23 protein-coding genes are annotated in these 24,144 nt (G+C 46.3%); 14 read left to right on the top strand and 9 right to left on the bottom strand.

The window, feature by feature from the left end; translation table 11 throughout:
• The 3 genes from NDI35_RS01710 to NDI35_RS01700 form a co-directional block, all read right to left on the bottom strand.
• Positions 1-1,768, bottom strand: a 1,768-nt coding sequence (locus NDI35_RS01710) for a DUF4347 domain-containing protein (protein WP_445311218.1), incomplete at its 3' end; no start/stop codon positions are given.
• 205 nt (positions 1,769-1,973) lie between these two features.
• Positions 1,974-2,666: a response regulator transcription factor gene (locus NDI35_RS01705; RefSeq protein ID WP_445311217.1), complete on the bottom strand. Its 693-nt coding sequence runs from the start codon at positions 2,664-2,666 to the stop codon at positions 1,974-1,976.
• A complete protein-coding gene (locus NDI35_RS01700) occupies positions 2,663-3,763 on the bottom strand; it encodes a sensor histidine kinase (RefSeq protein WP_445311216.1) in 1,101 nt (366 codons plus the stop codon). Before NDI35_RS01700 ends, NDI35_RS01705 begins: the two co-directional genes overlap by 4 nt.
• Positions 3,764-4,062: 299 nt before the next feature.
• Between NDI35_RS01700 and kdpA the strand changes: the two genes are divergently transcribed.
• The 7 genes from kdpA to NDI35_RS01665 all read left to right on the top strand — a co-directional run bounded on the left by kdpA (position 4,063) and on the right by NDI35_RS01665 (position 13,476).
• Positions 4,063-5,823, top strand: coding sequence for a potassium-transporting ATPase subunit KdpA (gene kdpA, locus NDI35_RS01695; RefSeq protein ID WP_445311215.1), 1,761 nt, complete (start codon positions 4,063-4,065; stop codon positions 5,821-5,823).
• 78 nt (positions 5,824-5,901) lie between these two features.
• Positions 5,902-7,995 carry a potassium-transporting ATPase subunit KdpB gene (gene kdpB / locus NDI35_RS01690; RefSeq protein WP_445311214.1) on the top strand — a complete coding sequence of 698 codons (2,094 nt, stop codon included), beginning with the start codon at positions 5,902-5,904 and terminating at the stop codon, positions 7,993-7,995.
• 156 nt (positions 7,996-8,151) lie between these two features.
• Positions 8,152-8,421: a K(+)-transporting ATPase subunit F gene (gene kdpF / locus NDI35_RS01685; RefSeq protein ID WP_445311213.1), complete on the top strand. Its 270-nt coding sequence runs from the start codon at positions 8,152-8,154 to the stop codon at positions 8,419-8,421.
• Positions 8,422-8,462: 41 nt separating this feature from the next.
• Positions 8,463-9,092 carry a K(+)-transporting ATPase subunit C gene (gene kdpC, locus NDI35_RS01680; protein WP_445311212.1) on the top strand — a complete coding sequence of 210 codons (630 nt, stop codon included), beginning with the start codon at positions 8,463-8,465 and terminating at the stop codon, positions 9,090-9,092.
• Between the two features lie 74 nt (positions 9,093-9,166).
• Positions 9,167-10,318, top strand: a complete 1,152-nt coding sequence (locus NDI35_RS01675; protein WP_445311211.1) for a universal stress protein — start codon at positions 9,167-9,169, stop codon at positions 10,316-10,318.
• Between the two features lie 246 nt (positions 10,319-10,564).
• On the top strand, positions 10,565-11,833 hold the full coding sequence (locus tag NDI35_RS01670) for a cation:proton antiporter (protein WP_445311210.1): 1,269 nt from the start codon (positions 10,565-10,567) through the stop codon (positions 11,831-11,833).
• A 125-nt stretch (positions 11,834-11,958) separates the two neighbouring features.
• The gene (locus NDI35_RS01665; protein WP_445311209.1) at positions 11,959-13,476 is read left to right on the top strand and encodes an IS5 family transposase; all 1,518 of its coding nucleotides are present in this window, start codon (positions 11,959-11,961) and stop codon (positions 13,474-13,476) included.
• A 139-nt stretch (positions 13,477-13,615) separates the two neighbouring features.
• On the opposite strand, the gene NDI35_RS01660 is transcribed toward NDI35_RS01665, so the two are convergent.
• The 5 genes from NDI35_RS01660 to NDI35_RS01640 form a co-directional block, all read right to left on the bottom strand.
• The gene (locus tag NDI35_RS01660; protein WP_445311208.1) at positions 13,616-14,212 is read right to left on the bottom strand and encodes a ferric reductase-like transmembrane domain-containing protein; all 597 of its coding nucleotides are present in this window, start codon (positions 14,210-14,212) and stop codon (positions 13,616-13,618) included.
• Between the two features lie 107 nt (positions 14,213-14,319).
• Positions 14,320-15,174 carry an AraC family transcriptional regulator gene (locus NDI35_RS01655; RefSeq protein ID WP_445311207.1) on the bottom strand — a complete coding sequence of 285 codons (855 nt, stop codon included), beginning with the start codon at positions 15,172-15,174 and terminating at the stop codon, positions 14,320-14,322.
• 71 nt (positions 15,175-15,245) lie between these two features.
• Positions 15,246-15,881, bottom strand: a complete 636-nt coding sequence (locus NDI35_RS01650) for a class I SAM-dependent methyltransferase (protein ID WP_445311206.1) — start codon at positions 15,879-15,881, stop codon at positions 15,246-15,248.
• A 6-nt stretch (positions 15,882-15,887) separates the two neighbouring features.
• A complete protein-coding gene (locus NDI35_RS01645) occupies positions 15,888-16,349 on the bottom strand; it encodes a cupin domain-containing protein (RefSeq protein ID WP_445311205.1) in 462 nt (153 codons plus the stop codon).
• 48 nt (positions 16,350-16,397) lie between these two features.
• Positions 16,398-16,877, bottom strand: a complete 480-nt coding sequence (locus NDI35_RS01640; protein WP_445311204.1) for a hypothetical protein — start codon at positions 16,875-16,877, stop codon at positions 16,398-16,400.
• Between the two features lie 148 nt (positions 16,878-17,025).
• Here NDI35_RS01640 and NDI35_RS01635 point away from each other — a divergent pair, with 148 nt between their 5' ends.
• From NDI35_RS01635 to NDI35_RS01625, 3 genes are all read left to right on the top strand, one after another.
• Complete coding sequence (locus NDI35_RS01635; protein ID WP_445311203.1) at positions 17,026-18,480, top strand: folate/biopterin family MFS transporter; 1,455 nt, start codon at positions 17,026-17,028, stop codon at positions 18,478-18,480.
• 129 nt (positions 18,481-18,609) lie between these two features.
• On the top strand, positions 18,610-20,106 hold the full coding sequence (locus NDI35_RS01630) for a carotenoid oxygenase family protein (RefSeq protein ID WP_445311202.1): 1,497 nt from the start codon (positions 18,610-18,612) through the stop codon (positions 20,104-20,106).
• A 277-nt stretch (positions 20,107-20,383) separates the two neighbouring features.
• Positions 20,384-21,217: a DUF8686 domain-containing protein gene (locus NDI35_RS01625; protein WP_445311201.1), complete on the top strand. Its 834-nt coding sequence runs from the start codon at positions 20,384-20,386 to the stop codon at positions 21,215-21,217.
• Positions 21,218-21,347: 130 nt separating this feature from the next.
• Here the strand turns inward: NDI35_RS01625 and NDI35_RS01620 are convergent, their stop codons facing one another.
• The gene (locus NDI35_RS01620; RefSeq protein ID WP_445311200.1) at positions 21,348-22,202 is read right to left on the bottom strand and encodes an SGNH/GDSL hydrolase family protein; all 855 of its coding nucleotides are present in this window, start codon (positions 22,200-22,202) and stop codon (positions 21,348-21,350) included.
• 357 nt (positions 22,203-22,559) lie between these two features.
• On the opposite strand from NDI35_RS01620, the gene NDI35_RS01615 reads away from it, so the two are divergent.
• From NDI35_RS01615 to rpsR, 4 genes are all read left to right on the top strand, one after another.
• Entirely contained in the window at positions 22,560-22,802 is a 243-nt protein-coding gene (locus NDI35_RS01615) for a DUF7219 family protein (RefSeq protein WP_190734548.1), read from the top strand.
• A gap of 112 nt (positions 22,803-22,914) precedes the next feature.
• Complete coding sequence (locus tag NDI35_RS01610) at positions 22,915-23,448, top strand: RDD family protein (RefSeq protein ID WP_445311199.1); 534 nt, start codon at positions 22,915-22,917, stop codon at positions 23,446-23,448.
• A gap of 38 nt (positions 23,449-23,486) precedes the next feature.
• A complete protein-coding gene (gene rpmG, locus NDI35_RS01605; protein WP_445311198.1) occupies positions 23,487-23,675 on the top strand; it encodes a 50S ribosomal protein L33 in 189 nt (62 codons plus the stop codon).
• 169 nt (positions 23,676-23,844) lie between these two features.
• On the top strand, positions 23,845-24,060 hold the full coding sequence (gene rpsR, locus NDI35_RS01600) for a 30S ribosomal protein S18 (RefSeq protein ID WP_006631377.1): 216 nt from the start codon (positions 23,845-23,847) through the stop codon (positions 24,058-24,060).
• The last annotated feature ends 84 nt before the right edge of the window (positions 24,061-24,144 follow it).

The following is a 24,144-nucleotide window of genomic DNA, read 5'->3' as shown; positions in this document are numbered from 1 at the left end:
CGGAAAAGCCGGCTTTGGGAGTATAAGTGAAGTCGCCACTTTTGTTGAATGCGATCGTACCGTTAGTCGGGGCTGTAACTAAGGCGGCACTCAGCGTGTCCAAATCTGGGTCGAAGTCGTTGCCTAAGACTCCGGGCACGGCAACGCTGAGAACTTTGTCGTGCAAGACGCTGTAGTTGTCAGCTTGTACGATCGGGGGAAAGTTAGTAACGTTGATATTCACCGTGGCGGGGAGAGTTGCAGCGCCGTCGCTAACGCTGTAGGTGAAGGTATCTATGCCGGAAAAGCCGGCTTTGGGAGTATAAGTGAAGTCGCCACTTTTGTTGAATGCGATCGTACCGTTAGTCGGGGCTGTAACTAAGGCGGCACTCAGCGTGTCCAAATCTGGGTCGAAGTCGTTGCCTAAGACTCCGGGCACGGCAACGCTGAGAACTTTGTCGTGCAAGACGCTGTAGTTGTCATTGACGGCTACCGGGAAATTATTAACCGAGATGGGGCCGAGAGTAAAAGCGGCACTTGCTTGGTCTGTGGCGTCGCCGAAAAATAGGAAGTTTGCCTGGCTGTAGGGATCGTAGGGTAAAGGCGGCTGACTGGCTTTTTCATCAAAAGCCGTGTAGTTGCGTAGCTGCTGATTTGTCAGACCTGGTATTGCTGCGCCGTCGGCAAACAGGCTGTAAGTGCTGCCTTGAACTACCAGTGTGTAGTCTGTAGGAGTGCTGATGTTAAAAGGTGCATTTTCCCCGCGAGTAAACAGAGTTGGCGATGCGCCACCGTTTTGAGCAAAGATACTTCCGTTGGCGCCGGGGTTGCGGTTGGTGAAACCCAGTTCAATGCCATTTTGAGCGTCGCTGCTAATGGCGATGATGCTGAAACCTGCCCGATTGTCACTATTACTGTTTTCAGCCGTTACTGCAACTCGAAAAGAAACGCTGTAACCGTTGGTGCGGTTGAGTGCCGGGAAACTTGGGTTAACTAGACTAAATGTTCCTGGCGCGGGATTAGGGGTGTACAGGTAGTTGGTATAGCCCGCGTAGCCTGTAGTGTTATTCGCGGCAGTCAGCGTAGCAGTATTAAGGCCCGTCGTGTTGGGCGAGAACGCACCAGTGGCAAGGGGAGCAGTACCCACTGGGAAAGGTAGAGGTATCTGCCCGTAAGCTAATTGAGTGCTACCTGATGCCCCAATGCCCGGTGTTTGACCAGAAAAAGGCCCAAAGTTACTTGTGCCGTCGTAGAGGGTAAAGCCGAACACAAATTGATAAGCTGCCATTGTGGCTGGGTCGATCGCCAGCCCAGAGGACACCGCTCCTGTTGTATAATCTAATTCCCAATCTCCGCCCATAGCCGAACTGCCGATCGGCGAGCTAGAAGCAGCAATTTTTGCCTGGGTTAGCTGACTCAGTTGCTGCACAAAGTTAGCGCCCTTCTCCCCCGCCGCTACATCGCACCCATAAAGCAAAATCTCTCCACTGTCTGCCAGCGATCGCGACCAACGCTGCAATTGCTTAGCATAAGTTTTTAAATTTGTCAAGTTTAGATCGATCGCGCCTAGCAGCAAACTCGCGGGGCGACCGTGGGAGATGATATGAATACTTTTAATATTGCTGCGAGTCGCTAGCGCTGCCGTGATTTGTTCTAGTCCATCCCGCGCCGCATCGATGGTAATAACTTCTGTCCCCGCTGCGATGCCGTTGCGGAGAGTTTGGCTGTCGGGAAGGGCAGAGTCGAGAAAGGCGATCGAACTAAAAACTGAACTGATAAAAGTTGGCATAATACACCTCGGGTTAGATGACCGTAGGAAAATTAAGGTGTATCGAGCGTAGCAAATTCAAACCTTAAATGTCAGGAGTAAAATTAAAAATCAAGACGAAGGATACTAATTTTCCGTGAACCTGCAACAGAGGCATCTGGATAGGGGCAGGTTTAGCCAATAATTCCTTTAAAAAACCGACAATTCCGGTACAAAACCCGCCCTATCAAGGTTCGATCGCCAAAAGTTCTTCAGCAACCAATCCTTTCTGAATTGCGAGTACAGCAGCTTGAGTGCGATCGCGCACTTCTAACTTTTGCAAAATCGCGTGTACGTGAACCCGCACAGTCCCCGGAGCAATGTACAATATTTGGGCAATTTCCTGATTACTTTTCCCCCCCGCAACTAAAGCCAAGATTTCCTGTTCTCGCTTCGTCAACGGATTTTCCAAAACTTCTGATTTTGACCCTACTTTCACAGGTTCAGGATTAGCAAAAACCGCCCGAATTTCCGCAGTTGCCACCTTATCCCACCACGAAGCCCCCGCCGCTATCGATCGAATTGCCAAAACCAAAGTTTCCGCCGCAATTCCCTTGAGGCAATATCCCTGAGCTCCCGCTGCAATTAATCTTTCAATTAAGGATTTTTGAGAATGAGATGTTAAAATTAAAACTGGAATTGCTGGATGTCGCTCTTTAATTTGGCGGCACGCTTCAATACCGCCAATTCCCGGCAAACCAACATCGAGAACTACCACATCTGGTAAGTGTTCCTGAGTCAATTCTACTGCTGTTTCGCCATCTTCTGCCTCGGCAATTACTTGCAAGCAACTTTCTTGCTGCAACCTGGTTTGCAGCCCCAACCTAAACAGTTCGTCGTCTTCAACTAGGAGAATTCGCAAGGGATAAGCTGGTTTCATTTCTGTGGGATAGCAGGGAGTCGGAATCCAAATAAAGCACCGTGTGGCAATTTATTTTCTGCCCAAATTATACCGCCGTGCGCGTCAATAATTTGGCGGGATAAGTATAATCCCAATCCCGATCCTTTGGCTTGCCGATCGCCATTTCCTTGATAAAAACGCTCAAACAAGTGGGGCAGTTCATCGGCGGTAATTCCCAAGCCGCTATCGATAACTTTCACCACCTGATAACTCGAATAAGATTCCATAACAATTTCTACTTTACCGCCGCGAGGAGAATGGTTAATTCCGTTTGTTAGCAGATTAACAAAAACGCGCTGGAGTTGCACCGCATCGCCATTTACCCACAAAGAGCGACGGAAATCTGACTCTCCGTAACTCATACTAATGTAAACTCGACGCGCCGCCGACAAATGGATGAGTGTTGCGATTACTTCTTCTGCCAAAGCTACTAAATTTACGGGCGCAAGTTGCAGTTTTAAACCTTCGGCATCATTGCGGTAAACATCCAGCAGCGTTTCTACTAATTGTAGTGACATTTTGTGCGATCGCGCCATTGTTTCGAGAACTTTTTGCTGACTGGCGGTGACATCCCCAAATTTTGCTGACTGAAAAGCTTTAATGGTTTCGATCGCCCCCAGCATCGGCGTTTTTAAGTCGTGACTCAAAGTAGAGACAAAATCTTCTCGGATGCTTGCTAGCTGCTGCTGCGACTGCAACTCAGCTTTAGCGATCGCGATCGTCTCTTGGTACTGCTGGTTGCGATCGCTCAAATATCCCGTCACTCCTAAAGCCATGACTGCGATCGCTCTATTTGCGACAGTGGCTAGGGCGATCGCTTCTCCAGGAGGAACAAACAAATTTAACAGCATTAAAGCTGCTGATAGCAGCGTAATTTGCAACTTACCCAACCGACTTAAGCGCGAATTTGCCAGTAAAATCGGCCCTGTGTATAAATACCCAAACAGATACTCCGACGGCGTAGTAAATTCCAGCACTACAACGATCGCAAATAAAAGAGAGATCGACCACCTCCCCCGCAAATACTTCTCTTGAATTCCCAGATTGTCTGTGATTTTTAATAATCTGTTTAACATCCTTTATCCATCCATTTTATATTTTATATTTACACTCTACTCTCTGCCTTATACCTGCGGTTTTTTTCGCCAAATTTTGTCTACTGTGACGCAAAAACAAGCGTTTATATAACATCTATATCTGCAAGTATAGATACTGCTAAATATTTAAATATTTGTCTGACCGTGAACATATATAGCAGCTAAGCATAACGGCTAAACAGCAACTTATACCTGCGGGCTGATTATCAAAAATCCTAACGGCAAGTATATTGATTTTTAAAAGCAGATTGCACTTTTAAGGAAGTATTGGCTCAGTTATGCTTGAAGGATTAATTCAAATCGCATTAACGCTAATCATTGTAGTAGCGATCGCCCCTATTTTTGGTAATTACATGGCGCGGGTGTACATGGGAGAACCAACCATTCTCGACCCCGCGATTAAACCTCTAGAACAACTCATCTATAAAGCCAGCAATATCCGGTCTATAGATTCGATGACAGGTTGGCAATATGCGCGATCGTTACTGTACAGCAATGCAGCAATGGGCATATTTGTCTTTTTAATTTTTATGCTTCAGGGAGTGCTGCCTTTAAACCCCACCAGCCTAAATGCCCCAACCTGGGATACAGCGCTGCACACAACTATTTCATTCCTCACAAATACCGACCAACAGCATTACTCCGGCGAGACAACCTTCCCTTATTTATCCCAGTTAACTCTGGGTTTTTTAATGTTTACCTCAGCAGCTACAGGTTTAGCAGTAGGTATTGCTTTTATCCGGGGCTTAACAGGTCGTCCATTGGGCAACTTTTACATCGATTTAATTCAATCAATCACCCGAATTCTGCTACCCCTTTCTTTAATAATTGCCTTACTTTTGCTAATGTCGGGAGTGCCAGAAACCCTAGCAGGGCCGGCAGTAGCCCGTACATTAGAAGGCGGCACGCAAATAATTGCTCGCGGCCCAGTAGCTCACTTTGAAAGCATCAAACAACTGGGAGAAAATGGCGGCGGATTTTTTGCCATTAACTCGGCTCATCCTTTTGAAAATCCCAACCCTTTTACCAACCTGCTGGAAACACTAGCAATGGTTTCTATACCAACAGCTATGATTCACACCTACGGCAGATTTGCCAACAACAAAAAGCAGGGATGGCTGATTTTTTGGATGGTGTTTGCCATCTACGTTATCTTGATTGGCGTTGCAGCATTTGGCGAGTACGGCGGCAACCCTCAAATTAATAATTTACTGGGGGCGCAACAACCAAATTTAGAAGGCAAAGAAGTTAGATTTGGCTGGGCCGAGACTGCACTGTGGGCGGTGACTACGACGGGAACAATGTGCGGCGCTGTCAACGGGATGCACGATTCTTTAATGCCTCCCGGTGGTTTTGCTACTCTGTTTAATTTGTTTCTGCAAATCGTTTGGGGCGGACAAGGAACGGGAACGGCTTACTTGTTTATTTACTCAATTTTGAGCGTATTTCTCACCGGATTGATGGTAGGGAGAACGCCGGAATTTTTGGGACGCAAAATTGAGAAACGGGAAATTGTTTTAGCCAGCGTTGTTTTATTAATTCACCCGATCGCAGTTTTAATCCCCGGTGCCATTTCTCTCGCCTTTACCGACAGTTTGAGCGGCATCAGCAACCCGGGATTTCACGGCATTTCCCAGGTGATGTACGAATACGCTTCGGCGGCGGCTAACAACGGTTCTGGCTTGGAAGGATTGGCCGACTCTCAACCCGCACCTACCGGACTTTGGTGGAATTTAAGCACCTGTTTTAGCCTGCTGTTGGGGCGCTACGTTCCGATTATTGCCCTACTGCTTTTAGCTGACAGCATGACTAACAAACAACTGGTTCCCGAAACAACGGGTACTCTCAGAACAGATTCAGTTTTGTTCACCAGTGTAACCGCAGGAGTAATCATAATTCTCGGCGCGCTGACATTTTTCCCAGTCCTAGCTTTAGGGCCAATTGCCGAAGGATATGAAATTAGCAACGGCAAATTTGAGTCCACACCGATAACTGCACCCACAACACCTTTAGCAACACCAACTCCTCCACCTCAGTAGCAAAAATCCTCAACCTCACTCTTCTCTTTCTCTGTGTTCTCTGTGTTCTCTGTGGTTCCTTAAAAATCCCCAATCGATATGGCTTCTTCCAATACCCCTGATTCCCCAAAAAAACCTGCTAGAGGCTCTCGCGAATCTCGCAAGCACACGCCAAAAGCAAATACAAAAGGTCTTTATCAAAGAGCTTTTAAACAAGCTTTTGTCAAGCTAAACCCGCGGGTGATGCTGAAAAATCCGGTGATGTTTGTGGTGTGGGTTGGCACAATTGTGACTGCATTATTAACGATCGACCCGACGCTGTTCGGCCCGGTTCCCGGCGAAAATCAGAGAGTTTTTAACGGTTTAGTCACGTTTATTTTGTTCTTTACTTTGGTATTTGCTAATTTTGCCGAAGCGATAGCAGAAGGGCGGGGGAAAGCGCAAGCAGATGCCCTGCGATCGACCAAAGCCGACACAACAGCCCGCAAACTCCTACCAGACGGTTCAATTCAAGAAGTGAGTTCGACATCCCTGAGACGCGGCGACCAAATTAAAGTGATCGCAGGCGATGTCATTCCTGCGGACGGGGAAGTGATCGCAGGTGTGGCGTCGGTGGATGAATCTGCGATCACTGGCGAATCCGCACCGGTGCTCAAGGAACCGGGTTCGGACATCGCCAGTTCCGTTACCGGCGGCACGCGCATCCTCTCTGATGAACTGACGCTGCGGGTAATGGCCGATCCGGGTAAAGGGTTTTTGGACAGGATGATCGCGCTGGTGGAGGGTGCCGAAAGGTCGAAAACCCCCAACGAGATCGCGCTAACGGTTCTGCTGGCGGTGCTGACTCTGGTGTTTTTGATTGTGGTTTCGACGATTGGGCCGATCGCAAGTTATGTGAAAACTCCCGTGGGCGTGGTGACACTGATTTCGCTGCTGGTGGCGCTGATTCCAACAACCATTGGAGGTTTGCTGAGTGCGATCGGCATTGCGGGGATGGATCGCGTCGCTCAGTTTAACGTGATAGCGACCTCTGGACGCGCTGTGGAGGCTTGTGGCGACGTGAATACGCTGATTTTGGACAAAACGGGGACGATCACGCTGGGGAACCGTTTAGCCGAGGAGTTCATTCCGGTAAACGGTCACTCGCTGGAGGAGGTTGCGAGTGTAGCCCTTACTGCGAGTGTATTTGATGATACTCCAGAGGGAAAGTCGATCGTCCGTTTGGCTCAGAATTTGGGCGCACAGGTGGATTTCGATCGCACCAACGCCACGGGGCTTGATTTTTCCGCAAAAACGCGGATGTCTGGCACGGATTTGCCCGATGGGACGGAGGTTCGCAAGGGTGCGGTTGATGCGGTGAAGGGTTTTGTGCGATCGCGCGGCGGCAATTTCGGGCCGGATCTCGATGAAGCTTACGAGCGAGTTTCCCGCTTGGGAGGCACACCCTTAGCTGTTTGTCAAGGCAGCGACACCTACGGCATTATCTATTTAAAAGATGTCATCAAACCGGGAATTCGCGATCGATTTGACCAACTGCGAAAAATGGGAATTCGTACCATTATGCTCACCGGAGATAACCGAATTACAGCATCAGTAATTGCCGATGAAGCAGGCGTTGACGACTTCATTGCCGAAGCAACTCCCGAAGACAAAATCGACGTAATTCGCAAGCAACAAGCCGAAGGCAAATTAGTAGCAATGACAGGAGACGGAACCAACGACGCACCCGCACTAGCCCAGGCAAATGTAGGACTCGCGATGAATTCTGGGACCCAAGCCGCAAAAGAAGCCGCAAACATGGTGGACTTAGATTCCGATCCCACCAAACTAATTGATTTAGTTACAATTGGCAAACAATTGCTGATTACTCGCGGCGCGCTGACTACGTTTTCGCTGGCGAACGACATTGCCAAATATTTTGCAATTATTCCGGCAATATTTTCCCCTGTTGGCGCTTTAAACGTCATGGGTTTAGCCAGCGGTCAATCCGCAGTTTTGTCGGCATTAATTTACAATGCTTTGATTATTCCCGCTTTGATTCCACTAGCATTAACTGGTGTAAAGTTTAGACCCTTGACTGCAAATCAACTGTTGCAGCGGAATATTTTAATCTACGGATTGGGCGGAGCAGTCGCGCCGTTTATCGCCATCAAAGTTATTGATGTTTTGATTACCGCCGTTGGGCTAGCATAGATCGGGAAAGCATGACAAGGATTTTGCCACGGATACACGGATTAATCTCGTTCCCCGGCTGTGCCGGGGAACGCATATCCAGAGGCCTGCCTCAATTTTTTCCAAACAATTATCCAATAGAAAGACAGGTATTTATTCCCAAAATAAGGAGAATTCATGAAACGGAATGATTTGCTGAATGATATTTTTCCCAGAGACTTCCAAGAAATTATTGAGTTAGCTCAAAGGCTTTGGCAGCGCCACCCAATCCCGGCGCAGCTATTTTTAGTAATGTGTTTCAATGCTATAGTTGCCCCCGCTGTATACGCTGCTGCAGGTGAAGATTTGACCCGAAAAGCTGTCTGGGGTTTAAGTCTCCTAGGTTTGGTGGTTATCGCCCTTTCTATTTACCTGTTTGTAGTCATCTTTCAGCCGGAAAGATTTTAGTCAATAATTAACCCTTAGCAAATAACCGAGGCAGGTCATTTATGAGAGAAATAATTAGATCCATTCGCGTTACCCTGGTTTTGTGGGGAATTACAGCCATTATTTACCCTTTAATCTTGCTAGTAATCGGTCAAATTGCCTTCAACTCCCAGGCAAACGGCAGCTTAATTACCCAGCAAGGAGTCATAGTCGGTTCGTCGTTAATTGGCCAACCTTTCTCCTCAGAAAGATATTTTTGGAGCCGTCCCAGCACGACAAATTACAGCAGCTTTGCAACAGAAAATTACGATCCGACAAAAGGAGAAAATTTTAGTCAAAGAACAGGTGTTTCGGGAGCTAGCAACCTTGCCCCCAGTAACTCGGAGTTGCTGAAGCGAGGCAATGATAAAGATGGTTTTCAGGGGGTGCAAGTTGAATTAGATCGCCTCAACAAAGCTGGTATCCAACCGACGGCTGATTTAGTCTACACCTCTGGTTCTAGCCTCGATCCGCACATTAGCGTAGAGGCAGCTCGATCGCAAATTCAGCGGATAGCAACGGTGCGAGCGCTCAATTTCAATCAAGTAGAAATGTTGGTAGCCAAAAATACAGATGGCAGATTTCTCGGCCTTTTCGGCGAACCGGGAGTTAACGTCCTCAAACTGAATTTGGCTCTCGACGGTTTACAATAGTTTACAACAGTCGGCAGTCATCGGTCATAAACTGACTGATGACTAGAGATTGACTAACTACCCACTACTTAGCTATGATTCACTCTAGCGAAATTACCAACAATCCAGACGCGGTTTACGCCCAACCAAACCGCACTTACGATCGCACTCCCCGCCGGGGCAAGCACAAAATATTTATCGGCATGGCCCCCGGTGTCGGCAAAACTTTCCGAATGCTGGAAGAAGGGCACAGCCTCAAATCTGAAGGCATTGATGTGGTAATTGGACTGTTAGAAACTCACGGGCGAAAAGAGACAGCAGCTAAAGGCGAGGGACTAGAAATAGTGCCCAAAAAACAAATGCTGCGCCGCGAAAAAATACTCACCGAAATGGATACTGAAGCTGTCATAGCACGCCGCCCCCAATTAGCCTTAATAGACGAACTAGCTCATACAAACATTCCGGGTTCTCTGCGAGAAAAACGATATCAAGATGTCGAACAAATTCTGAATGCTGGAATTGATGTTTTCTCCACCCTCAACATTCAGCACATAGAAAGTCTCAACGATTTAGTAGCTCGAATTACCGGAGTTGTAGTGCGAGAGCGAGTGCCCGATCGCGTCCTCGAAGATGCTGACGAAATAGTCGTTGTCGATGTCACGCCGGAAACTTTAGAAGAAAGGTTGCTAGAAGGCAAAATTTATGCTCCAGAAAAAATTGAACAATCTTTAGAAAACTTTTTCCAGCGCCGTCATTTAATCGCTTTGCGAGAACTCGCCCTGCGAGAAGTCGCAGACACTGTGGAAGACGATGCAGCAACTTTAAAAGGTCAATCTTGCAACATTCACGAACGAGTTTTAGTGTGCATCTCGACTTATCCGAATTCCTTGCAACTGCTGCGGCGAGGCGCGAGGATTGCTAGCTATATGAATGCCCCATTTTATGCTGTGTTTGTCAACGATCCAGACCGATTTTTAACAAAAGCAGAAAGCTTGCACGTTGAAACTTGTGAGAAACTGTGTCAAGAATTTAACGGGCAATTTTTGCGGGTAAACGGCACTAATATAGCCAAAGCGATTTCGGAGGTAGCTAAACAGTATCGCATTACTCAAATTGTGATCGGCGAAAGCCAGCAATCGCGCTGGAAATTGCTGCTGCGGGGTTCTTTGACTCAACAGTTAGTGCGATCGCTCAAACACGTAGATTTGCACATCATCGCTACTGAAAAAAGTGGGCTTTCTAATTAGGTATGAGTCCTGAGTCATTAGTCATCTGCCATTAGTTATTAATTTATTATTTATTTATTAGCTAGATAAGTGAAATAAACAATTCCGGGCGATTGTAAGTTACGGAGTTTACGGGACACAAAGACAAAGACCAGTGGAGCAGGCTAGAATCATAAAGAATTTGGTATAACAACTGCAACTTTCGGAGGATAGCTGAATCTAGCGGACGGTGGATGCCCCAGAAGCTTTTAGCTGTAAAAATCGCAGTTGGTAAACCTGATTAAAAGTGCGATCGCTATGGTGGATATTTACATTCTCGACTTGCTAGCTATTGGCATCCTCCTGCTGACCGTCACCTTGGGTTCCGGATGGATTTCGCGATTCCCTGTATCTTATGCCTTAATTTATCTAGTTGTCGGTATCGGATTGGGGCCCTACGGCTCCAAGCTGATTAACTTGCGTCCCGAAGCTCAATTTATAGAAAGACTTACAGAATTTGTAGTTATTGTTTCTCTGTTCAGTTGCGGCTTAAAAATGAACCGCCCGCTGCAACTTTGGGCCTGGAATTCCACAGCGCGGCTGATCGGTTTTTTAATGCCTATTTCTATTTTTGCGGTGGCTGCTGTGGGTCATTGGTGTGTGAAATTAGATTGGGGTCCAGCAATTTTACTTGGAGCAATTCTCGCTCCCACCGATCCAGTTTTAGCCTCAGAAGTTCAGTTAGCTGATATAGACGATCGCGATGAATTGCGGTTTGGTTTAACATCCGAAGGCGGTTTAAACGATGCTTTAGCGTTTCCCTTTGTTTATTTCGGCATTTATGCGCTAAAAGATAACAACTGGCCGAACTGGTTTTCGCAGTGGGTGGCAGTTGACTTGATTTGGGCGATTGGTGCAGCTATCGTTATGGGAATTTTAGTAGCTAAAGCCGTCACCTGGATCGATCGCCGACTCCAACGCTATCAACCGGCCGATCAATTAATGGAAGATTTCATTGCCCTCAGCACAATTCTGATCACATATTCCCTCACAGAAGTAGTCAACGGCTACGGATTTCTCGCAGTTTTTGTAGCAGGAATTGTGGCGCAGCGGACTTATCGCGACCCAGAAAAACCGCTTTCCCAACTGCACTTTACCGAGCGCATAGAAAAGTTAATGGAAGTAGCAACTATTTTACTATTAGGTTCGCTTTTGCGCCTAGAGCCTATGTTGGCTTATGGAGGATACTCCCTCTTAGTAGCTGGATTGTTAATTTTTTTAATCCGACCTGTGGGAGCTTGGATTAGTACGATCGGCAGTCCTTGGCATCCCGCCAGCCGCTTGCTCTGCGGTTGGTTCGGCATTCGTGGCGTCGGTTCTATCTATTATCTTACCTATGCTTTTGGTAAAGGTTTGAAAGGCGAAACCGCAGAAAAAATTGCCTGGATTACCTTTACAACGATCGTACTTTCTGTGATTTTGCACGGCATCAGCTCCACCCCGCTAATGAACTGGTACGAGCGCCGAATCAAACCTGATGTACCAGATTTAATTTAATTAGGGCTTGCTGAATATATCGATCGCACTTGACGTAGCCTGGGTTAAAAGAGCGTGCGATCAAGAGTCATCGCCGTGAAAAACAGGTAAAATAGATCAAAACCCGTGCATCACAATCTGCGAGCGTGTACAAAAAAGCTGAGCTTGCCCCAAGTCCCCCATCCGAGTTTGAACTGCCCTTTGGAGGCAGCTTGTCACCAGATAACCGTTGGGTAAAAATGGTCCAAATAATCCCGTGGGATGAATTTGAAGCAGAATATGCTCAAAACTTCCCCACAGAAAAGGGCGCACCAGCTAAATCCTTTCGGATGGCGTTGGGGGCATTAATTATTAAAGAAAAATTAGGAATTAGTGATCGCGAAACAGTAGAACAGATCCGGGAAAACCCCTATCTACAATACTTCATCGGTCAATCAAGCTACAGCAATGAACTACCCTTTGACCCATCACTATTAGTACATTTTCGGCAACGAATCAGTGCCAACCTAATTAATAAAGTCAACGAGCGCCTGGTCGAAAAAATGCGCTCCCTCACCCCAATCAAACCCGAAAAAAAAAAGGATTCGGACGCCAAAAATGAGTCACCCAATCGCGGTAAGTTGATCGTAGATGCAACCTGCGCGCCAGCCGACATTAGTTATCCGACCGACTTAGGACTATTAAACGGAGCCAGAGTTCATACAGAAAAAATCATAGATATCCTGTATAAACAAATCAAAGAAAAAACCCCTAAAAAACCAAGAACCTACCGTAATCTAGCAAGAAAAGACTACTTAGCAGTAGCGAAACAAAGACGACCCACTCGAAACAAAAGAAGACAGGCAATAAAAAAACAACTTCAATATATAAAAAGAAACCTAGCTCATATTGAACAGCTAATCGATGCAGGTGCGACCCTAGAAAGTTTGAACAAACAGCAATATAAAACCTTGCTAGTCCTCACAGAAGTAACTCGCCAACAACAGTGGTTATTTGATAACAATAAACAGAGCATTGAGGATAGAATAGTAAGTTTAAGTCAACCCCACATTCGTCCTATTGTCAGAGGTAAAGCAGGGAAAAGCGTAGAGTTTGGAGCTAAACTATCGGCCAGTTGTTTTGAAGGATATGTATTTTTACACCGGATGAGCTGGGATAGTTTTAACGAATCAGGGGACTTAAAAGCCCAAGTAGAAGCTTATTATAGATTCACGGGATACTATCCAGAGTCAGTTCATGCAGATCGCATTTACCGAAATCGGGAAAACCGAGCATGGTGTAAAGAAAAAGGAATTAGGCTCAGTGGACCTCCTCTAGGAAGACCTCCAGCAAATGTGAGTAAATCAAAAAAGAGGCAAGCGTTGGAAGATGAGAGAATTCGCAATGCGATTGAGGGAAAGTTTGGACAAGGGAAACGAAGATTCGGCCTGAATCGAGTGATGGCTAAACTCGATAATACATCTGGTACAGTTATTGCAATTACTTTTTTGGTCATGAACCTTACTACCTGGTGGCGCCGGGTTTTTTGTGTGTTTTTATGTCTATTTGGAAAAAGAACGCCTGTTTTTGGGTCGAAGATAATCTACAATTATATTTGGTGGAATCGATACAGAAAAAACTTATATTTAACCCAGCTTTCAGATATCGATCGCTCCTGTTCGTAGTTTGCGCTCGATTATTCAGCAAGCCCTAATTAAAACTTACGCATAGGGACCGAGAAACCGGGTTTTTTTAGGAAAATACTTCGTTATAGCCCGCAGCTTAGGTAAAAAACCCGGTTTCTTTGGTGGGAGTGTGTAAGCCCTAACTAACTAATTTTCTCTGTATTCTAGGAGAAACTAGGCGAATCATAATTGCTGCAACTAGCAACATTGTTAAAGGTAAATATACGAGCATTGACTTGAAAATCTTGGTACTGAATTCAAAGGTAAAAGCCAGCCAAAAATAGTGCATTCCAGCATTGTGCAAAATTTTCCAGGCTCGTTGACCTATCCATGCTGCCGATCGCTCAAAAGATGTTACAGTCATCGCAAAAAGGAAGACATAGCCTAAGATCCCCAGAGGGTCAAACTTAGGCGATGCTCCAGAGGTTGCAAACCACAAGCCGCTCCACGCGATCGCGTGATACGTATGCGACACTGCCATCGATACCCCCAAATAGCGGCGATTTTTTAAGAGCCACTGTGTAAATGTAGTTGGCCAAAGCCTGCGAAGTGCAGAAGCAACAAAAGCACTGAGAAATAAGATACACGAAGTACGAGCAGTTGCTCGAATAGCCATCCGCATCCCTTGTTCATCAACACCGTGAATCAGCCAGATAACACCAAGCACAATGCCAACTATCAGCGCAGATAAACCAACGATGCTCCATCCTTCAAAAGCAAATTTAGTACCTTTCATCCTTGGTTACTCCTTAAAAGAAATTGTCGGTAGGTACTAAATTTAGCGATCGCACTTTGCCGCTGTCTTGCCCAATCTTCCCAAAAATGTCCTAATCTTCCCAACCTTCAAAGCGCATCTCTATATGCCTTTGGCGTAGTTTTGGCGTATTGGCGAAAAACTCTGGTGAAATGACTTTGACTTTGAAAGCCGACTTGGTGACAGATTTCTACAAGTGTCAACTCCCGGCGCTGAAGCAACTGCTTTGCTCTCTCTATTCGGCATTTCATCACATATTGATGAGGTGTAACTTTTGTAGATTGCTTGAATAAACTAGCAAAATAATGCGGACTTATCTGCACGGCACTACTCAGTTTTTCCAAACTTAAATTCTGGTCTAAATGTTCGTCAATATAATCGAATACTTGCCTGAGCTGATACTTGCACAATCCGCCCGTATAGTTTTTAATCTCCTTTGGAAAGGAACAGTAGCGCCTCAGCAAATGCACAGAAAGCGCTGTTGCCATTGACTCTGCATAGAGGCGGCTGTCTGCACCTCCGGCTGCTAGTTCTTCCTTCAAGGCTAGCCCCATATGCTGAATTAATGGGTCGCGTAGCTGCAATTGTGGCACTAACTCAATGCGATCGGCATTCACAGATTCAAAAGCAGCGCGGGCAAGCATTGCAGGTTCGAGAAATAACTCAATTAATGGAACTTCGCGATCGACTAATGTTCTAGGAAAAGTTTGAGTAGCAGGAATAATAGCAATATCGCCGTTGGCATAATCTACGTGCTGCCAACTTCCATTAAACATAAAACTAGCCCGAAAATCATTCTGAGCAATGATGATAAAGTGCTGACCTAAATCAGTTTCCGGCATTTCGTCAGCAGGTTCTAGCTCGTAGATGAGATTCAAACCATCCCATCCCGCTTCAAAGCTAGAAAGGAGGTGCAAGTGTGGCGCAGGTTCGTTATTAGACACGGCTAGTATCGATTTTGACTGAATGTTTCCAATTTTAAAAGGACACGGAACTGGCGTGTCCTTATCCGCAGCTAAACTGGTTTCACCCCAACTAATAAAGCGAGTTCCCGCCACTTCCAATAACAGTCTGCATCTGTAAAACCAATTTCTCTAAACCAGCGCAGTTGCGTTTCGACATCAAGCAATTTATTAGACGGATCTTCGGGCTCGTGACTAATACCCAGCGCCTCTCGAAATTTCTCGTGTAAAGCGGGAGTTGCTGACGCTACGTGCTCCAAATTGCAAAAGATGCCTCCGGGTTCCAAAAGCTCGAAAATCTCAGCGTAAAGCGAACGTTTGCGATCGTCTGCTACATGATGAATCGCAAAACTAGAAACAACCGCATCAAACTTGCCCAAATCCGGTAAGGATTCATCAAAGTTGTGCTCGATTACCGTGACATTTTGGTCATCAGCAAAGCGAATTCTGGCTTTTTCCAGCATTGTCGGCGAAAAGTCGATCGCCACACATTCAATATTTGGTCGATCGCACTTAAGCAGACCCAACAACCGCCCGTCTCCCGTGCCCACATCCAGAATTCGCTTAACATTTTTCGGCACTTCCTCCAACAAAACCGCTTCACCTTCAGTGCGGTGAGGAATTCCATCAGCTTTAGCAAGATACCACAAAGCGTGTTCCGCCGAAGTCCAAAGATTCACTTGACTCATAAATTTTCAACTCTCATAAACCTCGCCGTTTTTGCGAGTAAAAATCCAACTATTCCCGTTAGCTTTCGCAATTAGATCGTCATCGGGATATTCCGCACTATCTCCCGGAGTGCGATCGCCAATTTCCAGATAAACAACCTCTGCATTCGAGCGGTTGACTAAATGATGCCCATCTGCATCCCCCGCCCGAAAACCCGCCGCCATACCCGGTTTCAGCACTTGCTCTCCCGAATTTGTAATCAGAGTAACTTCCCCTTCCAGAACATAGATTAACTCATCTTGACGGGTATGCCAGTGCCTGAGAGCAGAACAACTTCCCGGCGCCAGCCTCACCAAATTTACCCCAAAATTCTGCAATCCGGCAGCATCGCCCAAGCGTTTTTTAACTCTCCCCGCAACAGCAGATTGGAATTGCTGAGGGTACTTGGAACCCGTAATTTCTGGCACATTTTTAGGATCGATAATCATAAAACATTCCTTTCACCACTTGCTCACTCTTATCAAAAAAAAAATTAGCTATTCTAAAGGTTTCAAAGTAGTAGGATTTTCCCGAATCGGTTTAATAAAACGGCTGTTAGCCCGCACAAAACAATTACCCTTATCAGTTGAAATCGGCAGCCAAGGTTGGCCTTGATTGTCAGAAATCATAATTTGATTAGCATTATTTCCCGTCACCGCTTCCAAGCGCTGTCCCCGCCGAAAAACAGTCACCACAGGCCACTGCGAAACATTATGTTTATTTCTTTCAAACAACTCAGCAGGCGCATCCAAACCGTCTACAGAAATTGATCGAAATCTCTGAGCCATCCGGCAATTTAACCCTTTAGAATCAGAGTCAACAACCAACCAATTTACCTGCCTGTTGCCCCGCTGTCTCGCAGGTGGCACCGGATAATCACCTTGCTTGTTAGCAACGGGTATTGCTGAGGCTAAATTAGCCCCCATTCCTAAAATCCAAGCCGCTGCGAGAAAGACAATTCTAATCTCTGCTTTCATTGCTACCAAAAATCCTTTAATTCGAGCTCATCATAATTTTATATTACGTGCCACTTCCCCGTCACTTTCGCATCCCACCTCCGACAGTTCCCGGAAGTCATTAAGAATGTGTTATAAATATTGAGATTCATTAAGAAATATTGCTCAAATGCTCGTTTCCCCCTCCGGCGTCAGCAAACTCAAAGAATCTTTAAAAGAAAAAGTATTCTTTGGGAATGAGCCAACCCCCGAACTCATAGCCATCTTACTGATTTACTTCGTCCAAGGCATTCTCGGACTCGCCCGCTTAGCCGTCAGCTTCTTTCTCAAAGACGAACTCGGCATGAGTCCGGCAGAAGTCTCCGCCATGCTGGGCGTCGTAGCCCTGCCTTGGATTATTAAACCCGTGTTCGGCTTCATGTCGGACGGCTTGCCGATATTCGGCTACCGCAGACGCCCTTACATCGTCCTCTCCGGGCTGCTGGGAACCTTAGCATGGGTGAGCCTCGCAACAATTGTACACACACCGCTTGCCGCTACAGGCGCGATCGCCCTGAGTTCCCTCTCCCTCGCCGTCAGCGACGTAATCGCCGACTCCCTGGTAGTCGAAAGGGCCAGAAAAGAATCCGTTACCGACGCCGGTTCCCTGCAATCCTTGTCTTGGGGCGCTGCAGCCCTCGGCGGACTAATTACCGCCTACCTCAGCGGTTCCCTACTGCAACACTTCAGCACCCACACAATATTTTTAATCACCGCATCTTTCCCGCTAATTGTATCAGCAACAGCTTGGTTAATTGCCGAAGAAAAAACTGACAAAAAAACCGACTTTGAAACTGTCAAAGACCAATTCAAACAACTGCGGCAAGCTGTTACCCAAAAAACAATTTGGCTGCCCACCGCCTTTCTCTTCCTCTTGCAAGCCACCCCAAGCTCAGACTCCGCCTTCTTCTTTTTCACCACCAACGAATTAGGCTTTCAACCAGAATTTCTCGGCCGAGTGCGCCTCGTTACCAGCATTGCAGCCCTCGCAGGCGTCTGGCTGTTTCAGCGATTCCTCAAAACAGTTCCATTTCGAGTAATTTTTGCCTGGTCAACCGTCCTGGCGACTGCTTTGGGCATGACTACTTTATTATTAGTAACTCATGCGAACCGAGCTTTAGGAATTGACGATCAATGGTTCAGCATCGGAGACAGCCTGATCCTGACAGTAATCGGACAAATTGCTTATATGCCGGTGCTGGTACTCTCCGCCCGCTTGTGTCCCCCAGGCGTCGAAGCAACTTTATTTGCGCTGCTGATGTCAATCACAAATTTAGCAGGACTTTTGTCTCATGAAGGCGGCGCACTTTTGACCCACTTGCTAGGAATTACCGATCGCAATTTCGATAACCTCTGGCTGCTAATTGTCATCACAAACCTGTCCACACTTCTGCCGCTACCTTTCTTAAATTGGCTGCCCGCCGATAGTACAGAAAGCGGCGGTCAAAACAATCAAAAGTCTCTTCCCGTATTAGAACCAGAAATGGGCAGTTCCAAACCAGGTGGACAGCATTTTATGCCCGAATACTTTCCCGACTTAGTACCAACAGTAAGGTCACAAAGTCGCACTGCCGACAGCAAATAAAGGCAGGCACAAACGGATTTTGACACGGATACACGGATGAATTTAACTGTGTTTCCCCATTCTCCGCATTTCCTTCTCTCTGCGCCCTCTGTGTTCTCTGCGGTTAAAAAATTCGCTCCCCTAACACCAATGCAAAACTTACAGCTTTCCAAACCTCAAACAGCCGCCCAAAACCTATCATACGATCGCAAAGACTGGCAGCGTGGCTACGAATCCCAACCCAACGAATCCGATTACTGGATTGACGACATAGAAGGCGAAATCCCCGCCGACTTGCAAGGCACATTCTTTCGCAACGGGCCCGGATTATTGGATGTCAACGGCCAGCGCATCCACCACCCGTTTGACGGCGACGGGATGGTTTGTGCGATCGTAATATCCGAAGGCCGCGCCCATTTCCGCAACCGATTCGTCCGCACAGAAGGCTATCTCGCCGAACAAGAAGCCGGAAAAATTCTCCACCGAGGCGTTTTCGGCACGCAGAAGCCAGGCGGCTGGCTAGCCAACATCTTTGATGTCAAAATCAAAAACATTGCCAACACCAACATCATTTATTGGGGCGACAAACTGCTAGCGCTTTGGGAAGCCGCAGCACCCTACAGACTCGACCCCCGCACCTTAGAAACATTCGGCTTAGACACCCTAGACGGCATTTTACAACCCGGTGAAGCCTTCGCCGCCCACCCGAGAATTGAAAAAGGGAAAAATGGCAAAGGAGACAGATTAGTAAACTTTTCTGTCAAGCCCGGTTTGTCGAGTACCATCACGATTTACGAACTCGACGAAAGCGGCAAACTTTTGCAGCGTCACGCCCATGCAATACCGGGTTTTGCCTTCCTGCACGACATGGTAATTACCCCGAATTACTGCATATTCTTCCAAAATCCCGTCTCATTTAATCCTCTACCATTCGTGTTAGGATTGCGGAGTGCATCCCAGTGCATTCAATTTTCGCCAAACAAGCCAACGCAAGCAATTTTAATTCCCCGCAACGGCACTGACGAGGTAAAGATATTAGAAACTGAACCTTGTTTTGTCTTCCACCACTGCAACGCATGGGAAGAAGGAGACGAAGTTTTTGTTGATTCAGTTTGCTACGAATCATTTCCCACTGTAGAGGCGGACGGCGATTTTCGCGAGGTTGATTTTGAGAGCGTTCCAGCGGGGGAATTGTGGCGGTTTAAGTTAAATTTGCAAGACAAAACGGTACAGCATCAAGTTGTTGAAACTAGGTGCTGCGAGTTTCCCACTTTGCATCCGAATAATGTCGGACAACCTTACCGATATCTTTACATTGGTGCTGCTGATGCTCCCACGGGAAATGCTCCTTTGCAAGCTATCCTCAAAATGGATTTCGTGACTGGTGAAAGGCAAATTTGGAGTGCGGCACCACGCGGTTTTGCGGGGGAACCGGTGTTTGTTCTCCGTCCCGATGCTGTTGCTGAGGATGACGGCTGGCTGCTGCTTTTAATGTATGATGCAGCTCATCATCGATCGACCTTAGTGATTTTAGATGCTCGCGATATTACCAAAGGCCCGGTAGCGCGCTTGCATTTAAAACAGCACATTCCCTACGGCTTGCACGGAAGTTTCACGCCAAATGTATTGCTTCCTATTGGTTCGTAGTTGCGCTACTATGGGCGGGCAGGATGCCCACCCCACAAAAAAGAAAATTGAACTCTTGTGGAACAGGCATCTTGCCTGTTCCTAAACAAGTAATTGAGAATGGTGTAATATCTCACTTTTAACCGACTTTAGCTATGAGCCAGGGGTTTAAAGCCCTGGCCGAATGCGGCGACTGCTAACAACTATTCAATAGGTAAAATATCCATAATAAATGCAAACGGTCAACAAATTTAATCCCAAAAAAATACTTATTTTAATTTGCAGTCTGGTCGTAATTTTGGCAATCATCTTATCTATTTACTCTCACAATGCTAACGCCCAAGAGCCTTACAATCCCTCTCCAGAAAGCGCGGTAGCGTCCAAAGGCTTGGTTGAGGTCAAAATGACAGTAATTGCCGTTGATCCCATTAAAAACGAACTAGAAGCCCGCTTGCAGTTTGAACTCAAAGGTATCTATAAAAAAGGGCCAACTTACCCGGCTCAAGACTTGTTAATGACAGTTAACGGCGCAAATGTACAGGATTCGGAAATTACCTTTAAAGAAGGCAAACCGATGATTGTTCCTGCATTGAAGTTTAACTTAGTCAAAGGAAAAATTAACAATTACCCGTTTGACAAGCACATTGCTAAAGTAGCTATTTCGCTCGACCCACTGCCTTCAATTGGTAAAAAGTTTGCTCCGTTTGAACTGAATCCCGTGCCACTTAAATTTAATTTTAATGCCGACGTTCCAGGTTTCGACATTAGTTATCAGCCGATGGAAGAGAATTCATCTATCTTTATTTATATTGATGTTTCTGCAACTCGATCGCTCCCGGTCAAATTCTTTGCCTTAGTGATTATTGTGATCATGTGGGTGTTGTCAATTATGGCATTTTTGCTCGCATTAAAAGTGATGAAATCGGGCAAGTTGCCGGAAGTGGGAATGCTGAGTTGGACTGCTGTGATGCTGTTTGCTTTTCCCGCGATTCGCAACGCTCAACCGGGAGTGCCGCCGGTGGGAACTGCCAGTGATTTTCTGTCGTTTTTTTGGACTGAAATTATTGTTGTGGTGGCGTTGGTGATTATCGGTAGTTGTTGGTTGAAGCGGTATCATCCGCCAATTGAATGATTTGAGATTTGAGATTTGAGATTTGAATAATTTAGCCCAGAGATAAATCAGGGGGCTTTTACCCTGGAGACTTTCAATTAACAGTCAACAGTCAACAGCCAACCGTCAACTGTTAACTAAATTCAAAAATTCACTTTTTGATTTCCAAATTTTCAATATCCTTTGCGGGTACTCCCAAACCTCGCAAAATAGTAAAAGCCATAATTCGATATCCCGACGGATTCGGGTGAACTCCATCTGCAGCCAACAAATTCATAGTTTTACCTGCGTGCTTTTGATACGTGCCGATAACTTCCCGAAAAGGCGTATTCAAATCAATAAACAAGCACTGATTCTCTAACGCAATTTCTTGCATCGCGGCAACATACTGTTGCAACCTGCGATTTTCTGGGCCGTCGATACTTTCCCCTATCAGAGTAGGAGAAAGCAGTACAACTCGAATTCCTGCGGCTTTTGCCGCCAGCACCATTTGAGTTATTTTCTCCCGATATTCTGGCACTTGCACTCCCGCGGTCCAGTCGCCTTCCGGATAAAACTGATTGTTTGGGAAGTCGAAGAAAGCGTTCCAAACGTCGTTGACTCCGACATTAATCATCACTAAACCTGGCTTTTGGTCGATCGCATCTTTCTGGAAGCGCGCTTGCATATCAGTCGATTTGTTACCGCCAATCCCCGCGTTGACGATTTCGATTGTGCGATCGGGATAAAGGGCATTCAGATAGCGTTCCAGCAGCCAAACGTAACCTCCGGGGTATTTCGCGGCCTCGGTGATGCTGTCGCCCACTATCACAATTTTGCGCTTGCCGGCGAGCAAGTTCTGGATTTCTGGTGCCGGCGTTGCTTGGGATACGGATTCTTTAAACACTGGAATTAAGGAGTGAGGAAGGTTGAGGGCGATAATACCAGCAATTACGGCGATGGCAAGTCTAATTAAAAGTTGCCTCAGCCGGGGTTTGGGACGGGGCGATAGCGCATTGGGAGACATTACGCAGATTCCTACTAAAAGTCTAACTATTTATGTCTGCAATAATATTATCCATTTGTGGTTTTTTTGTCACTTATTTCAATAAGTCAGTCCTGGAAAAACACCAACCTGGTTTTGACGCCAACTCCCAAGTTATGAGCTTTAAGGCAAAACCCTGATTGTTGACTCCGTATGCGTAAGTTTTACAAGTGAAATTACTGAGGTTTTTGCCCCCTCATCTCTCTGTGTAATTGCCATCACAAAAAAACTCGCCAAGTGTCACATGATTTCTGCTACTTACAGCACAACTTTAGAGTGGAAGCGTGGTTTATAATATTGATATGTTCAGGGAACAAGTTTTCATGGGAGGTTAAACCAATGGCAGCCAATTCAAATTTTTTATATCCTCAAACTCGCTATTACGGTGAAGTAAAGCCAGAAAATTTAGTATTTAATGCGAATTTACAAGAGTTTTCTCAGCGGGTGGGTTACATCAGCTCCTTGACATCTAACGGTAAAATCTCTGTAGAACAGGCATTTACTCAGATACAAACACTCTGGGAAGAGGTGGAAAACTCGAAAAAGCAGTTGGGAATTGGCGAAAATCCCTTTTCAGCTTGAATAATTAGCGGTAGGCTTTGACGTTGATTTACGCTGATTGATGCCGATTGATTAATCCACAGCTTAAGATGAAAAATGAAAAAGTAGCTAGTGGCGATCGACCTTTTTGCCTATGAGTTCCGACCTAGTTCCTCTCCTTCCCAAAGTATCCGTCGGCCGCCGCGCCGCGGCCCTCTGCATCGACGGAATCGCAGTTTGGCTGCCCAGTTTGCTTCTGGGCAATAATGCGATCGTCCAAACGATATTTTTTGTTCTCCTGTGGCTGATCATGCGCGTACCCATCGTCAGGAAAAACAAAGGTCAAAGTCTGGGGCGCTGGGCCTTGGACATGAAAATTGCCGATACCAGATTCCACCGGACTCCCGGAGTGCAAGAACTCTGCAAGCGCGAGGCCTTACTGGGCTTTTGCGCCGCCTTAGCCTTCGCAGGTATAGCTGGGATCACATCTACCAACGCCGCCGTCTTGCTGCTGATCCTGCCCCTGGCGATCGACTGTAGCGTTGCCCTCACCTCCACCGAAAGGTTTCCCCAAGCTTTCCACGATCGCATCGGCGGGACGATCGTCGTCGGAACCCGCCGGGGCTACTCCCTCGACATCAAAGTTAGAAGATTGCTTGACCAAGTGCAGAGCAATGTGAGAAGATAATAAATTGTGTTTAAATTAGTCGAAATTTATTTAGAATTATGGCTAAAGGCGTCCGCATCATAATTACTCTAGAGTGTACTGAGTGCCGTACAAACGTAAGCAAGCGCTCAAAAGGCGTGTCTCGGTACACCACCACCAAGAACCGTCGCAACACGACGGCGCGGCTGGAACTCAATAAGTTCTGCCCCCATTGCAACAGGCACACTGCCCACAAAGAGATCAAGTAGTGATTAGTCATTAGTCCTTAGTCATCAGTCATCAGTTGTTGGCAACTGAATATTGACACACAAAAAGCAAATAACTAACAAATGCTTTACTGACGGCTAGCAACTAACGGCTAATAACTAAAAACTAACAGTCAACAGTCAACCGTCAACAGTCAACAAACAACAAACCATGACTTACTTTCGCCGGCGCGTTTCGCCCATCAAACCAGGAGACCCGATCGACTACAAAGATGTCGATTTGCTCAAAAAATACGTCACAGAACGCGGTAAAATTTTGCCCCGCCGGATTACCGGTTTGACGGCAAAACAGCAGCGAGACCTGACCAGAAGCATCAAAAGAGCAAGAATTGTAGCTTTGATGCCCTTCGTAAACCAAGAAGGTTAACAGGATTTGGGATTTTGGGTTTTAGATTTTGGACTGGGAATAAGACTTGCGCGAAAAGAACGTCTTTCTGTCATTAATAGTGCA

This window comes from Microcoleus vaginatus FACHB-2002 (assembly GCF_040004035.1).
Classification (GTDB): Bacteria; Cyanobacteriota; Cyanobacteriia; order Cyanobacteriales; family Microcoleaceae; genus Microcoleus; species Microcoleus vaginatus_C.
Note: the sequence above shows the minus strand (reverse complement) of the source record. Positions and strands in the feature narration are given on the sequence as shown.

Coding starts and splice junctions, on each gene's coding strand:
- NDI35_RS01705 (WP_445311217.1), bottom strand. CDS start 2,666: ATGAAACCAGCTTATCCCTTGCGAATTCTCCTAGTTGAAGACGACGAA.
- NDI35_RS01700 (WP_445311216.1), bottom strand. CDS start 3,763: ATGTTAAACAGATTATTAAAAATCACAGACAATCTGGGAATTCAAGAG.
- kdpA (WP_445311215.1), top strand. CDS start 4,063: ATGCTTGAAGGATTAATTCAAATCGCATTAACGCTAATCATTGTAGTA.
- kdpB (WP_445311214.1), top strand. CDS start 5,902: ATGGCTTCTTCCAATACCCCTGATTCCCCAAAAAAACCTGCTAGAGGC.
- kdpF (WP_445311213.1), top strand. CDS start 8,152: ATGAAACGGAATGATTTGCTGAATGATATTTTTCCCAGAGACTTCCAA.
- kdpC (WP_445311212.1), top strand. CDS start 8,463: ATGAGAGAAATAATTAGATCCATTCGCGTTACCCTGGTTTTGTGGGGA.
- NDI35_RS01675 (WP_445311211.1), top strand. CDS start 9,167: ATGATTCACTCTAGCGAAATTACCAACAATCCAGACGCGGTTTACGCC.
- NDI35_RS01660 (WP_445311208.1), bottom strand. CDS start 14,212: ATGAAAGGTACTAAATTTGCTTTTGAAGGATGGAGCATCGTTGGTTTA.
- NDI35_RS01650 (WP_445311206.1), bottom strand. CDS start 15,881: ATGAGTCAAGTGAATCTTTGGACTTCGGCGGAACACGCTTTGTGGTAT.
- NDI35_RS01645 (WP_445311205.1), bottom strand. CDS start 16,349: ATGATTATCGATCCTAAAAATGTGCCAGAAATTACGGGTTCCAAGTAC.
- NDI35_RS01640 (WP_445311204.1), bottom strand. CDS start 16,877: ATGAAAGCAGAGATTAGAATTGTCTTTCTCGCAGCGGCTTGGATTTTA.
- NDI35_RS01635 (WP_445311203.1), top strand. CDS start 17,026: ATGCTCGTTTCCCCCTCCGGCGTCAGCAAACTCAAAGAATCTTTAAAA.
- NDI35_RS01630 (WP_445311202.1), top strand. CDS start 18,610: ATGCAAAACTTACAGCTTTCCAAACCTCAAACAGCCGCCCAAAACCTA.
- NDI35_RS01620 (WP_445311200.1), bottom strand. CDS start 22,202: ATGTCTCCCAATGCGCTATCGCCCCGTCCCAAACCCCGGCTGAGGCAA.
- NDI35_RS01615 (WP_190734548.1), top strand. CDS start 22,560: ATGGCAGCCAATTCAAATTTTTTATATCCTCAAACTCGCTATTACGGT.
- NDI35_RS01610 (WP_445311199.1), top strand. CDS start 22,915: ATGAGTTCCGACCTAGTTCCTCTCCTTCCCAAAGTATCCGTCGGCCGC.
- rpmG (WP_445311198.1), top strand. CDS start 23,487: ATGGCTAAAGGCGTCCGCATCATAATTACTCTAGAGTGTACTGAGTGC.
- rpsR (WP_006631377.1), top strand. CDS start 23,845: ATGACTTACTTTCGCCGGCGCGTTTCGCCCATCAAACCAGGAGACCCG.